Here is a 13,550-nt window from a genome sequence, read left to right on the forward strand (position 1 = left end):
GCGTTCGTGATGACAGATCTGCCCCTCGAACTGGTCCGCACGCTGCTGGTGGTCGCCGACGAAGGCACGTTCGACGCGGCGGCCTCGGCACTGCACGTGACCCCGTCGGCGATCAGCCAGCGCGTCAAGGCGCTCGAACAGCGCACCGGCCGTGTCCTGCTGATCCGCACGAAACCCGTGCGCCTGACCGAATCCGGGCAGGCGGTGGTGCGGTTCGGCCGTCAGGTGGCGCTGCTGGAGGCCGACACCCGGGCCGAACTCGGCCTGACCACCGGCGACGAGCCGGTCCGGTTGCCGATCGCGGTGAACGCGGATTCGCTGGCGACCTGGTTCCTGCCCGCCCTCACGAGGGTGCCGTCCGAGCAGAAGATCTGCTTCGAACTGCATCGCGAGGACCAGGACCACACCACGACCCTGCTGCGGGAGGGCCTGGTGATGGCCGCCGTGACGTCGTCACCCGATCCGGTCGCAGGGTGTTCGGTGCAGCGGCTCGGGCACATGCGCTACCTCGCCGTCGTGAGCCCGGCACTCGGCACCGACCTCGACCTCGCCGAAGCACCCGTCGTCGTCTTCGACCGCCGTGACGACCTCCAAGACCGCTTCGCTCGCGAGCGCGGCACGATCGCGAGCCGGCTGCGGCACTACGTCCCGTCCTCCGAAGGGTTCTTCGACGCCGTCGCGGCCGGGATGGGCTGGGGCATGGTGCCGCTCGCGCAGATCGGCGACCGGCTGCGCGACGGCAGTTTCGTCTGCCTCGACCCCGATCACCCGATCGACGTACCGCTGTTCTGGCAGCAGTGGAAACTCGACTCCCCCGCGCTGGCGGCGGTTTCGGCCGCCATCACCACGGCGGCCGCGGACCTGCTGGTCGACCCACAAGGATGAAGACGCGCGGATCGGCCGGGTCGTGAGATCCTGGGCGCAGGACGCGCATCGCGGGTAGCCGCCGTGCCACCTCTGATCCGGGAAGATGAGGCCATGCCGAACGAGCTCCGACTGACCGGCGACGCCGACGCCGACAAGCTGCTCAACGACGATCCGTTCGCACTGGTGACCGGTCTCCTGCTTGATCAGCAATACCCCATGGAACACGCCTTCCGCGGGCCGAAGAAGATCGCCGACCGAATGGACGGCTTCGACATCCACAAAATCGCCGAAGCCGACACCGAGACCTTCGTCGAACTCTGCGTCACACCACCGGCCATCCACCGCTATGGCGGCTCCATGGCCCGGCGCGTCCAAACCCTCGCCCAGTACATCATCGAGCACTACGACGGCGACACCGCCGCGATCTGGACGGCCGGGCGACCGAAACCCAACGGCGAAGAGGTCCTCAAACGCCTCAAAGCCCTCCCCGGTTACGGCGAACAAAAAGCCAAAATCCTCCTCGCGCTCCTCGGCAAACAACTCGGCGTCCAGCCCAAAGGCTGGCGCGCCCTCGCCGGCGCCTACGGCGACCGCGGCTCCCGCCGTTCCATCGCCGACGTCACCAGCCCCGAAACCCTCGCCGAAGTCCGTGCGTTCAAGAAAGCGGCCAAAGAAGCCGCCAAGGCGACCGCCGAATAACCACGGATCAGGACGGACGTTTGACGGACTGCTTGTGCCGGAAGACGTCCTTCGGGTCCCACTTGGCCTTGACCTGTTGCAGGCGAGCGTAATTGGACTTGTAGTACAGGTCGTGCCAAGGAACCTTGGACGCGTTGTACGCGGGGTCGGACAGGTCGGTGTCGGGGTAGTTGATGTAGCAGCCGTCGGTGCGGTCGTTGGGGACCGGGACTCCACCGGTGGCGCCGTAGAGCTCAGCATAGAACTTGCGGACCCAGGCCAGGTTCTTGGCGTCGTCGCCGGGGGCGGACCAGAAGCTCTGGCAGAGCGCCTGGAACGCCGAACTCCGGTGCGAAGCGGCGGTCGCGGCCGGGTCCACGGCGTTCACCTTCCCGCCGTACGGAAGCAACAGCAGCATCGCGTTCGGGTTGTCGATCGCGGCGCTCGTGAGGTGCTTGTAGATGACCGCCAGGTCCGCGTCGCTGAAAGCCTTGCGATGGTAGGCCGACTTGTGGTCCGCGCGTAGCGTCGGATTCGTCAGCATGGGCGAATTGGTCGCCAGCAGCCGAACGGACTGGAACCAAGGCAGCCGCTGGGCATTGACCAGCTGCGGCATCGCGCTGTACTCGCCCACGGTTCCGCTCAGCGGAAGCACCGTCGCCGACACGCCGTCGCGAATTTCGTTCACGAAATCCTCGAGCAACCGCTCCGCGTTCGGCACATCACCGTCGACCTGGACGAACATGCCCACATTGCCATTGGACTTGTGATTCAAGGCGAGCGAAGCCGACAATGCGGTACCCGGCGAATCCGGCGCGCTGTTGCGCTCGTGCCATCCGCTGAAGTTCTTCACCAGCCTGGCGAATTTCGCCTCGGTGAGTTCCGCCCACGAGAACGACATTCCGTTGACCAGAACGGTCGACGGCGGTTTGGGCAGCGCGCCGGCCGGATCGGCACCGGTCACGCCGGGCGAGCGCAGCCAGTAGCGGGTGACCACGCCGAAGTTCCCGCCGCCTCCGCCGGTGTGCGCCCACCACAGATCCCGGTGGGGATCGGAGGGCTCGCGGGTCGCCACGACACTGCGCGCCTTGCCCGCTTGATCGACCACCACGACCTCGACGGCGTACAGGTGGTCGACGGTGAGCCCGTGGCGCCGGGACAACGGACCATCGCCGCCCCCGCAGATGTGCCCGCCCGCGCCCACCGAGTAACACCGTCCACCGGGGAGGGTCACCCCCCAGCCCTTGTACAGGGTGGCGTACAGATTCAGCAGCCGCGCACCGGGTTCGACGGCGAAGGCCTTCATGTTCGGGTCGTAGTGAACCGAGTCCATTTCGGACATGTCGATCACCGTGCGCACGTCGGGATTGCTGACGAAGTCCTCGTAGCAGTGTCCGCCACTGCGCACGGCGATCCGCCTGCCCGACGTGACCGCGGCTTGGACCGCGTCGACGACCTGCTGGGTCGAACCGACCAGCTGGAAACAATCGGGGGATCCCACCCAGCGCTGATTGTTTCCGGTGATCAATTCCCCATAACGAGGATCACCCGGCTTGACGGTGAAGGGACCGAAAGCGTCGGTCATCCGGTCGGTCGCGTTCGCGGTTCCGGAACCCAGCAACGGAAGCGCGGCGGCGCCGACAGCCAATCCCGCGGTCGCACTGAGAAATGCCCGCCTGCCCTTTCCGCGCGCGACATCGGAGGTTATTTCGTTCATTGTTTTTCCCCACTGAAGTCATGTCGAATACAGCGCTGGAGATCACGGCAGAACAGGATGACGGGCGTCGTCATCGAGACAAGCCGTCGGAGAATATACGCCGCTGCCCCCACAGCACCCCATCCTCGGCGGGCCCCCGTGCCACCAAGTGAGCGCGAGCCTACCAGAGCACCACATCCGTTGGGGCGCATTCGGAGTAGCCCGTAACAGGCGTCACGGGCAACGCACATGAGTAACGACTGGGCTACTATCGAGGGTGGCCTATGGGGGGTGTCTATGCGGTGAGTTCACGACGTCGAGCCGGTATACCCGGAGCGGTTTCACGGAGTGAGACGCGCCGGGGCCGTCCCTTATCGTTTCGACGACGGCTCCGTCAGGTCGCCCATTGTCTGCTGCGTCGATCCACGCCGTCTGGAATTCATCGCAAGTACACCAATCGACAATGTCCGACCCTTCAGGGGGAACTGTGCCACCAACCAACCGAAACGTTCTCGAGCCGGCGCGAATGGAACCGAAGGCGCAGGTCCGCGCCGACCAGGTGCTGATCTCTCGCCTTGGCCTGCGAATCCCGCCCAGCCTCTCCTACAGCGACTGGGAACGAGCAGGAGTGCAGCTTTCTCGGATCTTCGACTCGTCGGCCTGGTGTCTTGGCGACTGGCTGGTCTGCGGTCAGGAGAACTACGCGGATCGTTATGTACGGGCCATCGACGCCGCAGGGCTCGACTATCAGACCCTGCGTAACTATGCCTGGGTCACTCGCCGATTCCAACTGGAGAGACGCAGGGAACTGCTGAGCTTCCAGCATCACGCCGAAGTCGCCGCACTGGACGCCTGTGAACAGGACCATTGGCTGGACCTTGCCGAGGAAGGGAGGTGGTCCCGCAACGAACTTCGCCGCCGGCTGCGCGGGATCAAGCCGGAAAAGAAGGCCGCCGCGGAATCGACCTCTGTGATACCGAGACTCGCCGTCGCCAGGGAACGCGTCGAGCGCTGGCGGGCCGCCGCGCAACAGGCTGATGATCACCTGGAGAACTGGATGGTACTGATCCTGGACCGGGCGGCGGAAGATATATTGAGAACGAAATCGAAGTGATGACGGTAAATGCCTGCCGGTGGAGCTGAGAAGCGCACCGAAAGGGATATTACACGTGAACGCGGTTTCAGCAGAGCCCGATCGACGGCCGGAGGTTCGTCCCGCTGGCGGGACGAACCTCCGGGGCGGTCGCATGTCCGGGCGAATGTGGGATTCGGTCACCTGAGACCGGGCGACGGTATGACGATCCAGCACGACTATTGCCGCTGAAGCGGTGGAGGAAATTTCCCATGACGACGAAGACGACGCGTGTCGCTGTAGTGACCGGAGCTGGAAGGGGGATCGGCCTGGCGATTGTTCGCGCGCTGGTCGAGGACGGATACACGGTCGTTGCGGGCAGCCGCACCGTCACCGCCGGATTGAAGGAATTGACACCGGACGCGCTCGAGGCCGATCTCGGTCACCCCGACGAGCCCGCCCGCGTCGTACAGCACGCTCTCGACCAGCACGGCGGAATCGACTTGCTGGTCAACAATGTCGCGGGCACGTCGACGCCGCCCGGCGGATTCCTTCAGCTCGATGACGAGGCATTCCTGCACACCTTCAATGTGACGTTCATGTCGAACGTCCGCGCGACGCGCGCCGCGCTTCCGAGCCTGCTGGAGCGCCGCGGCGCGGTGATCAACATCAGTTCGGTCAACGCGAAACTGCCCCAGCCGCGATTGGTCGCGCAATCCGCGGTCAAGGCCGCGGTGTCGAACCTGGGCAAGGCACTCGCCGAGGAGTTCGGCGGCCAGGGTCTGCGGGTGAACACGATTTCGCCCGGCCCGGTCTGGACCGATCTGTGGACTTCGCCCGGCGGTCCCGGTGAAATGATCGCCAAACGAGCGGGTGCCACGCTGGACACGTTCAAGGACCAGCTGCCCGCCACCGTCGGCACCTCGACCGGCGAGTTCGCCGACCCCGAGGAGATCGCGGCACTCGTGGTGTTCCTCGCCTCCGGCAAGGTGGCAAATATGAGCGGTGCGGATCTCGTGATCGACGGCGGGATGATGAAAACGGTCTGAGCCGGTGACCGGTTAGCCGAGAGGCCCCTTTCATCTGACGAAAGGGGCCTTTCGGCAATCTGGGGTCCGCCGGGGTTTTCCGTACGGGCTTCAGCGCCTCGCGGCGGATTTCGCCGTCCGCGCCGTCGGCGCTTCGGCGGTACGGCGCGCTCCCGCGAACAGCGCGGACGCGACCAAGCCGACCAGCAGGACCAGTGCCGGCAGGTACATGGACTGACCGAGCGCGGTACTCAGCTTGTGCAGCACCGTTTCTCGCAGTTCGGGTGGCAGGTCGCGCACACTGGTGCCGTCACCGCTTTCGCCGATCGGGCCTGCCGGAAGTCCCTGTGCCGCGATACGCGTCGACAACAGCGCGCCGATGGCGGCCGAGCCGAGCGTGAAGCCCATCTGGCGGGTGGTCAGGAACACGCCGGAGCCCGCTCCTGCCTGTCGTATGGACAAGTTCCGGATGGCGGTGGCCGCGAGCGGCGCCCAGACGAAGGCGTTCGCGATGCCGGCGATGGCGCCGAGGACGACGAACAGTGCCAGGGACGAGTCCGGCGTCATGATCCACGCGTAGCCGAACAAGGTACCGGCGAACAGGGCGAAACCGATGGTCGGGATGATCCGCGGCGGCAGCCGATCGGCGATCTTGCCGACGAAGGGCGCGAGCAAGCCGGTGAGAATCGCCATCGGCGCGAACACCATCGCCGACTTCGTCGGTGACAGGTCCCGCACCTGTTGCAGATAGAAGTAGGCGACCACGAACAGGCCGTTCACCGCCGCGGCCATCGAAGTGACGGCCACATTAGACAGTGAGAAGTTGCGGTCCTTGAACAGACTCAGCGGCACCAGCGGTTCCCGCGTGTTGCGGGACTGGTTGACGACGAACAGGATCAACACGGCGATCCCGGCGACGATCAGCGCCCAGATGACGAGGTCCCAGTTCCGTGCGTTGCCCTCCTGGATGCCGAAGACCAGCAGGAACATGCCGATCGCGGACAGGGCCATCCCGGTGATGTCGAACTTGTGCTCACGAGTCTCCAGCGCGGGCACCAGCCAGGCCGCCAGCACGAACGCGACGATGCCGATGGGCACGTTCACGTAGAAGATCCACTGCCAGCCCTGCCAGTCCACCAGCACGCCGCCCACGATCGGGCCGACCAGCGCCGCCAGGCCCGCCGCGCCACCCCACAGGCCCATGGCCGCGCCGCGTTTGTCCGGCGGGAAGGTCCGGGTGATGACGGCCATCGTCTGGGGCGTCATCAGAGCCGCGCCCAGTCCCTGCGCGACGCGCGCCGCGATGAGCATGTCGATGCTGGTGGACGCTCCGCACCAGAGCGAGGCGCCGGTGAACACCGCCAGCCCGAGCAGGTAGACGTTCTTGGGGCCGAAGCGGTCGCCGAGCCTGCCGGTGATCAGCAGCGGCACCGCGTAGGCCAGCAGGTAAGCGCTGGTGGCCCAGATGGCTTGGGAGACGTCGGCATGCAGGTCCGCCATGATCGCCGGGTTGGCCACCGCGACGATGCTCATGTCCAGCAGGAGCATGAAGAAACCGACGATGACCGCGTAGAGCGCGGGCCACGGGCTGGATTTCGAGGACATGGCTTCCGTTCTGGTGTCCCGCACCGGAAACGCGGTGCGCGTGTCGGTGGATCGGGTCGGTCGTGAGCGGCGTTTCGGGCCGGGCGAAGGGGACTTTCGCCGCATCGCATGCTGCTGTTGCCTTATTCGGGCGAGTGGGTCTCGGCTGCCAAGTCTGGCTGGTGCATGCAGGTGCCGATGGTGTCGTTGTGGCAGGTGGGGCGTCGGTAGAGCTGGTCGTGAGTGGCGATTCGGGCTCTAACCCGAACCGGCATTNGGGCTCTAACCCGAATCGCCACTCACGACCCCGTCTTCAGCCCACTCGCGACCGCAAGAAAACCGCGCAGTTAGGTATCGATCAGACATTCCACTCTCGACGATTGTCCTTTATGGACAGATGTGACCGGTTCTGCCACTTTGGGCTCACCGCGCCTGATCGGCCCGGTCTTGACTAAACCAGCAGCGTCATCGCATGCGAGGAAAGTCTTCTTCACTCCAGGTGTTCCGGCCTGCGATGACTGGACCGACGCCTCTCGTTTCGCGTGACGACACGGCCTCTCTGACCTTCAGACGCGGCCGGCGCGAAGACCCTCTTCGCGGGCGAGCTCGCGCCCCTTGGCCAGTACCTGCTGGACGAGATAGGCGATCGTCGTGCGGCCGAGCCGTTCCTCCATGGCCTGTTCGGCTTCCCGGAACTCCGCGTCGAGCAGCGCGCGCATATGACGGCCGACATCGCACGTGCTGCTCGGCGGATGGGCATGACGGGTCAGGATCGGTCCCTGTTCGACCGCGGTGTACGCGTCGTAGAGCGTGATCTCCTCCGGAAGGCGGGCCAGCGTCCAACCGCCGCCGCGTCCCTCCGTCGACCGCACCAGTCCGGCGTCACGGAGACTGCCGAGAATGCGTCGAACCAGCACCGGATTGCTCGCCAGGCTGTCCGCGATCTCCGCGGAGGTCAGCGAATCGTCCCAGCGCGCCAGCATCGTCAATGCGTGAATGGCCGCCGCGCTCCTGCTACTGAGAGCCACCCAACCCCCTTTCTCAACTGCAACCAGCATAGTTTCAGTTCGGACCGGCGTCAACGACGGGGTGCGGGCCGTCCCGATCGGGCGCGAAGCAGCGGATTCGCCGCCGATAGCCGGCGGGCGCATTTGTCCCGCTGGCGAGACGGCGGGAACGGCGGACCTACTCAGGTGCCCGGTGTTCTGATAGATTCGGTGATCGAATCCACCGCGAATTCCAGCGGTATTTGGCGAGCATATTCGCCGCCCGTGCCCAGCGGCAGATAAATGGTCGAACGCCGCCAGTCAGGCAATCAAGTCCTGGCGGACTTGGCTCATTGGGGGAGGCTCTGGTGCGAAGTGAGCTGCCAGTGATTTCGGCCGAATCGGCTTTGCAACAGCCGGAATGGCCCGATCACCAGCATGTGCGAATGGTGAGAGAGGTACTCGCCGATCGGCCGCCTTTGGTACACGCGGACGAGGTCCGGACCTTGAATTCCCGGTTGTCCAGGGTCGCGGCGGGTGAGCTCCTGGTCGTGCAGACGGGCGACTGTGCCGAGGATCCGGCGGAATGCACGCCCGGGTACGTGGCCCGCAAGATCGCCCTCTTGGACATGCTGGCCGGGGCACTGAAGATGGCAACGGGCAAGCCCGTACTGCGAGTGGGGCGGATCGCGGGCCAGTTCGCCAAACCGCGGTCCAGGCCGACGGAGCGGGTCGGCGGTGCCGACTTGCCCGTCTATCGCGGACACCTGGTCAACAGCCCGGAGCCGGACCCGCTGCTTCGGCGGCCGGATCCGGAGCGCCTGCTCGACGGCTACGACGCGGCGGGCGCGGCGATGGAGTACCTGCGCCTACGCAACGGTGAACGGCCGGAGGCGTCGGTTTGGACCAGCCACGAGGCGCTGCTGCTCGACTACGAGTTGCCGTTGCTCCGCCGGGACGAGACCGGCCGGTGGCTGCTCACCTCGACGCACTGGCCGTGGATCGGCAACCGCACCAACCAGCTGGACGGTGCCCACGCCGCCCTGCTGGCCACGATCGACAACCCGATCGCCTGCAAGGTCGGGCCGGATATGACGCCGGACGGGCTGGTCGCGCTCTGCGAGCGGCTCGACCCCTTCCGCACCCCCGGCAGGCTCACCCTCATCTCCCGGATGGGCGCCGGGAACGTGGCCGAGCGATTGCCGCCGCTGGTCGCCGCGGTCCGCGAGGCGGGCCATCGGCTCCCCTGGCTCACCGACCCCATGCACGGCAATACCGTGAGCGGCCCGGACGGGCTGAAGACCCGGTTCGTGGAAACCGTCGTACAGGAGATCGTCGAATTCCGGCGTGCGGTCTCCGCGGGGCGGGGAGTCGCCGCCGGGCTGCATTTGGAGACCACGCCCGACGAGGTCACCGAATGTGTCGCCAACGAGTCGATGATCGGCCACGTCGGAGACAAATACACCAGTTTCTGCGATCCGAGACTCAACCCGAAACAGGCCATTGAAGTGGTTTCAGCCTGGCGTGGATAGCGTCCGGATGCCGAGCGTGAGCATTTTCCGCGAACGCGGATCCGTATTCCTTTTCCTGTCGTCATGTCAGCAGAATCGAGGTCTTTGGAATGGGCGGGACAGAGTGGGCGCAATACGTCGAGACGTCGATCGAGGTGGCGGGGGATCCGCTCGACCTGTCGGCCCGGTTGGCCGAGGCGGGCCCGCACGGCGAATTCGTCATCTACGAGGGGGACGGGCACTGGTCCTACGCGGGCGGGGTGCTCGCCGAGGTGACCCTCGATCGGGACGGGGCCCGGCTCGGCGGCGTGCGGACCGCGCGACTGCCCTGGAGTGATCAGCCGTTGCGCCAGGTCAAGGAACTGCTCGGGATGGTGCCGGTCCGGGGCTGGCGGGCCTATGGCACCGCGACTTTCGAACTGTCCTACGCCAAGGACGGTGATCGCGAGCATGTGGACGGCAAGCCCCTGCTGTACCTCGTGGTGCCGAAGAGCGAGGTGCGCATCGGCTCCGGCCGGGCATGGGTGCGCTCCACCGACCCGGACACCCTCGCCGTCCTCGTCGACCTGCTCGTCCGCCCGGTCGAAGGCCGTGCGAACGACGCGGTTCCGCTCGACGTCAGGCAGACCGGCCGCGACGAGTACCGCGCCGCGGTCGCGGATGCGGTGCGGGACATCGCCGACGCGCGGTTGCAGAAGGTGATCCTCTCCAGGCTCGTGCAGGTGGACGAGGACATCGACCTGGTCGGCACCTATGTGCTGGGTCGCCGTCGGAACACCCCGGCCCGCTCCTTCCTGGTCCGGCTGGGCGGCCTGGAGGCCGCCGGGTTCAGCCCGGAGATCGTGGTCAGCGTGACCGAGGACGGCACGGTCGTCAGCCAGCCGCTGGCAGGCACCAGGGCGCTCACCGCGGATGCCGCGACCAACGACCGGCTGCGCGGGGAACTGCTGTCGGACGAGAAGGAGATCTACGAGCACGCGATCTCGGTGAAGGTAGGCAACGACGAGCTGCTGACCGTCTGCGAACCGGACTCGGTGGGTGTCCGCAACCTGATGACGCTGGAGGAACGGGGCAGCGTCCAGCACATCGCCTCCCGGGTGACCGGCCGGCTCGCCGACGGTCACGACGCGTGGGACGCCTTCGCCGCCGTCTTTCCCGCGGTGACCGCGTCCGGGGTCTCGAAAGAGGCCGCGTACGAGGCCATTCGCCGCTACGAGACCGAGAGCCGCGGCCTGTACAGCGGCGCGGTACTGACCGTGGACGAGTCAGGAGCGATGGACGCCGCGCTGGTGCTGCGGACCGTCTACCGCCAGGACGGCCGGACCTGGCTGCGCGCGGGCGCGGGCATCGTCGGCCGCTCCCAGCCGGACCGGGAGTTCGAAGAGACCTGCGAGAAGCTCGACAGCGTCGCGCGTTTCCTGGTCGCCGCCGAGGTCAAGGCGGAGGTGCCCGCGTGAGGACGGAGGACGTCTATCTTTCCGGGATCGGCAGCGTCCTGCCGGACCGGGTGAGCACCGAACACGCGGTGGCACAAGGCTGGTACGACGAGGCGGCACGCGAGGCGTCGGGGATCTTGTCGGTCACGGTCGCCGGGCCGACGCCCGCGCCGGACATGGCGGTCGAGGCCGCGAACCTCGCGATCCGGCGTTCCGGCCGGGCCGCGGACGACTTCGGGGTCCTGCTGCACAGCCACGCCCACCACCAGGGACCGGACGCCTGGTCGCCCGCGCACTACATCCTGAACAACACCCTGGACCGGCCGATCCCGGCGATCGAGGTCAAGCAGGGCTGCCTCGGCGGACTGGCCGCGCTCGAACTCGCCGCGACCCGGTTGCTGGCCAATCCCAGCCACCCGGCCGCGCTCGTGACCGCCGCGGACAACTTCTCCATCCCGCTGGTGGATCGCTGGCGCACCTCTTCGGCGTTCGTGCTCGCCGACTCCGCCGCGGCGGTGGCCCTGTCCCGCGGGGACGGGTTCGCCCGGCTACTGGCGATCGGTTCGGTGTCCGACGCCCGGATGGAGGCACTCGACCGCGGCGGCGACCCGCTGTTCCCACCGGGGGTGACCGTCGGAGAGCCGTTGGACTTCACCAAGCGGCGGGAGTACATGCGCGAACAGTGGGCGCTGGGTGTCACCCCGCCCATCGGCTACTTCGGCGACAAGATCGTCGCCGCCACCGAGTCGGTGCTCAAGGAAGCGGGTGTGACCCTCGACGAGATCGCCAGGGTCGCGCACCCCGGTTTCGGCTGGGAATCGCTGGAAACGATGTTCCTCGACCCGCTGGGCATCGACTCCGAACGCGGGATCTGGGATTACATCAGGCGAATCGGGCACGCCGGGGTGACCGAGGTGTTCCTCGGGCTCGAACACCTGTGGACCTCCGGGCAGGTCGGCCCCGGTGACCGTGTGCTCCTGGTGTCCTCGGGAGCGGGTGCCTCCATGGGTGCCGCCGTCGTCGAAATCCTCACCGCCCACCAGCCAGCGACGGAGAACTGACGTGTTGGAAGGATGCACCCCCTGGCCCGCCGAACTGGCGCGGCGATACCGGGAAGCCCGGCTGTGGCGGGGCGAGACACTCGGCACCGTGCTGCGGACGGCCGCCGCCGAGCACGGCGAGGCCACCGCGCTGGTGCACGGCGACCGCCGGATCGGTTACGCCGAACTCGACCGCTGGGCGGATCGGATGGCGGCGGGGTTCGCCCGGTACGGCATCGCTCCCGGCGACCGGGTCGTGGTTCAGCTGCCCAATGTGCCGGAGTTCGTCGCGGTGTGTTTCGCGCTGTTCCGGCTCGGCGCCAAACCGGTGTTCGCGCTGACCGCGCACCGCTCGCAGGAGATCGGGCATCTGTGCCGGAGCACCGGCGCGGTGGCGTACGTGCTGCCCGGTGTGCACCGCGGGTTCGACCACCGGGTGCTGGCGAAGGAGGTCCGCTCCGGCGCGCCTTCGCTTCGGCTGCTGTTCAGTCTCAGCGGCCAAGGCGGCGACGTCATCGACTTGTCTACTGTGGACGCCGAACCCGGCGAGCTCGCCGAACAGGATCCGTCGGACGCGGCGTTCTTCCTGCTCTCCGGCGGGACGACGGCACTGCCGAAGGTCATCCCGCGCACCCACGACGATTACGCCTACCAGGTGCGTGCCACGTCCGCGGTGCTCGGAATGTCCACTTCGGACGTCTATCTCGCGGTTCTGCCACTGGAGTTCAACTTCACCTGGGGCTGCCCCGGAGTACTCGGCACGCTGGTCTCCGGCGGCACGGTGGTGCTCGCCGACGACCCGACGGCCGACGACTGTTTCGCCCTGATCGCCGGCGAGCGGGTCACCGTGACCTCGGTGGTGCCGAGCATCGCCCAGCTGTGGCTGGAGGCGGCGGAGTGGTCCGAGGCGGACCTGTCGAGCCTGCGGGTCGTCCAGATCGGCGGCGCCAAACTGCAGCGGTCGGTCGCCGAGCGGATCACCCCGGTCCTCGGCTGCGAGCTCCAGCAGGTCTTCGGCATGGCAGAGGGACTGCTCACCCTCACCAGGCTCGGCGACGCGCCGGAGGTGGTGCTGGGCACCCAGGGCAGGCCACTGTCCGAAGAGGACGAACTCCGGATCGTCGGCCCGGACGATCACGATGTCGCCGACGGCGAGGTCGGCGAACTGCTCACCCGCGGCCCCTACACCTTGCGGGGCTACTACCGCGCACCCGAGCACAACGCGATCGCGTTCACCGAGGACGGCTTCTACCGCAGTGGGGATCTCGCCCGGCTGACCGCCGACGGCGACCTGGTCATCGAGGGCCGGATCAAGGACGTGATCATCCGGGGCGGCGACAAGATCTCCGCGGCGGAGGTGGAGGGGCACCTGCTCGGCTACCCGGGTGTGCTCCGCGCGGCGGTGGTCGGCGTGCCGGACGGCTTCCTCGGAGAACGAACCTGCGCCTATCTCGTGGTGGCCGGTGAACGCCCGTCACTGCCCGACCTCAAGCGCGCACTGCACGACCGCGGGCTGGCCGGCTACAAGCTTCCCGACCGGGTGGAGTTCGTCGACGAACTCCCGGTCACCCCCTTGGGGAAGGTCGACAAGGTGGCGCTGGTGCGGCTCGCCGAGCGATCCCGCCCGCCGGTAACGAACCAGAAAGGCTGAC

The 13,550-nt window shown here is 67.2% G+C and carries 11 protein-coding genes; 8 read left to right on the forward strand and 3 right to left on the reverse strand.

Annotated features, from left to right (window positions below):
* Positions 1-6: 6 nt before the first annotated feature.
* Together LCL61_RS40600 and LCL61_RS40605 are read left to right on the forward strand one after the other, a co-directional pair.
* Complete coding sequence (locus LCL61_RS40600; RefSeq protein ID WP_340684641.1) at positions 7-885, forward strand: LysR family transcriptional regulator ArgP; 879 nt, start codon at positions 7-9, stop codon at positions 883-885.
* Between the two features lie 93 nt (positions 886-978).
* Positions 979-1,566, forward strand: coding sequence for an HhH-GPD-type base excision DNA repair protein (locus LCL61_RS40605; protein WP_340684642.1), 588 nt, complete (start codon positions 979-981; stop codon positions 1,564-1,566).
* A 7-nt stretch (positions 1,567-1,573) separates the two neighbouring features.
* Here the strand turns inward: LCL61_RS40605 and LCL61_RS40610 are convergent, their stop codons facing one another.
* Positions 1,574-3,262 (reverse strand): FAD-binding oxidoreductase, encoded by a 1,689-nt coding sequence (locus LCL61_RS40610; protein WP_340684643.1) that lies wholly within the window; start codon positions 3,260-3,262, stop codon positions 1,574-1,576.
* Between the two features lie 505 nt (positions 3,263-3,767).
* Here LCL61_RS40610 and LCL61_RS40615 point away from each other — a divergent pair.
* Positions 3,768-4,355 carry an LmbU family transcriptional regulator gene (locus LCL61_RS40615; protein ID WP_340684644.1) on the forward strand — a complete coding sequence of 196 codons (588 nt, stop codon included), beginning with the start codon at positions 3,768-3,770 and terminating at the stop codon, positions 4,353-4,355.
* A gap of 230 nt (positions 4,356-4,585) precedes the next feature.
* On the forward strand, positions 4,586-5,362 hold the full coding sequence (locus tag LCL61_RS40620) for an SDR family NAD(P)-dependent oxidoreductase (RefSeq protein ID WP_340684645.1): 777 nt from the start codon (positions 4,586-4,588) through the stop codon (positions 5,360-5,362).
* Between the two features lie 90 nt (positions 5,363-5,452).
* Here the strand turns inward: LCL61_RS40620 and LCL61_RS40625 are convergent, their stop codons facing one another.
* Positions 5,453-6,946, reverse strand: coding sequence for a DHA2 family efflux MFS transporter permease subunit (locus LCL61_RS40625; RefSeq protein WP_340684646.1), 1,494 nt, complete (start codon positions 6,944-6,946; stop codon positions 5,453-5,455).
* 545 nt (positions 6,947-7,491) lie between these two features.
* A complete protein-coding gene (locus LCL61_RS40630) occupies positions 7,492-7,953 on the reverse strand; it encodes an Rrf2 family transcriptional regulator (RefSeq protein WP_340684647.1) in 462 nt (153 codons plus the stop codon).
* Between the two features lie 404 nt (positions 7,954-8,357).
* Here LCL61_RS40630 and LCL61_RS40635 point away from each other — a divergent pair, with 404 nt between their 5' ends.
* The 4 genes from LCL61_RS40635 (at position 8,358) to LCL61_RS40650 (ending at position 13,549) form a co-directional block, all read left to right on the forward strand.
* Positions 8,358-9,443, forward strand: a complete 1,086-nt coding sequence (locus LCL61_RS40635; RefSeq protein WP_340684648.1) for a 3-deoxy-7-phosphoheptulonate synthase — start codon at positions 8,358-8,360, stop codon at positions 9,441-9,443.
* Positions 9,444-9,532: 89 nt separating this feature from the next.
* Complete coding sequence (locus tag LCL61_RS40640) at positions 9,533-10,879, forward strand: salicylate synthase (RefSeq protein ID WP_340684649.1); 1,347 nt, start codon at positions 9,533-9,535, stop codon at positions 10,877-10,879.
* Entirely contained in the window at positions 10,876-11,919 is a 1,044-nt protein-coding gene (locus tag LCL61_RS40645; RefSeq protein WP_340684650.1) for a ketoacyl-ACP synthase III family protein, read from the forward strand. Before LCL61_RS40640 ends, LCL61_RS40645 begins: the two co-directional genes overlap by 4 nt.
* Position 11,920: 1 nt before the next feature.
* Positions 11,921-13,549 carry a (2,3-dihydroxybenzoyl)adenylate synthase gene (locus LCL61_RS40650; protein ID WP_340684651.1) on the forward strand — a complete coding sequence of 543 codons (1,629 nt, stop codon included), beginning with the start codon at positions 11,921-11,923 and terminating at the stop codon, positions 13,547-13,549.
* Position 13,550: the final 1 nt, after the last annotated feature.

Origin of the sequence: Amycolatopsis coloradensis (assembly GCF_037997115.1) — a bacterium.
Classification (GTDB): Bacteria; Actinomycetota; Actinomycetes; order Mycobacteriales; family Pseudonocardiaceae; genus Amycolatopsis; species Amycolatopsis coloradensis_A.

Excerpts from the sequence above, each read along its gene's own strand:
- LCL61_RS40605 (WP_340684642.1), top strand. The coding sequence starts at position 979 with ATGCCGAACGAGCTCCGACTGACCGGCGACGCCGACGCCGACAAGCTG.
- LCL61_RS40610 (WP_340684643.1), bottom strand. The coding sequence starts at position 3,262 with ATGAACGAAATAACCTCCGATGTCGCGCGCGGAAAGGGCAGGCGGGCA.
- LCL61_RS40615 (WP_340684644.1), top strand. The coding sequence starts at position 3,768 with ATGGAACCGAAGGCGCAGGTCCGCGCCGACCAGGTGCTGATCTCTCGC.
- LCL61_RS40620 (WP_340684645.1), top strand. The coding sequence starts at position 4,586 with ATGACGACGAAGACGACGCGTGTCGCTGTAGTGACCGGAGCTGGAAGG.
- LCL61_RS40625 (WP_340684646.1), bottom strand. The coding sequence starts at position 6,946 with ATGTCCTCGAAATCCAGCCCGTGGCCCGCGCTCTACGCGGTCATCGTC.
- LCL61_RS40635 (WP_340684648.1), top strand. The coding sequence starts at position 8,358 with ATGGTGAGAGAGGTACTCGCCGATCGGCCGCCTTTGGTACACGCGGAC.
- LCL61_RS40640 (WP_340684649.1), top strand. The coding sequence starts at position 9,533 with ATGGGCGGGACAGAGTGGGCGCAATACGTCGAGACGTCGATCGAGGTG.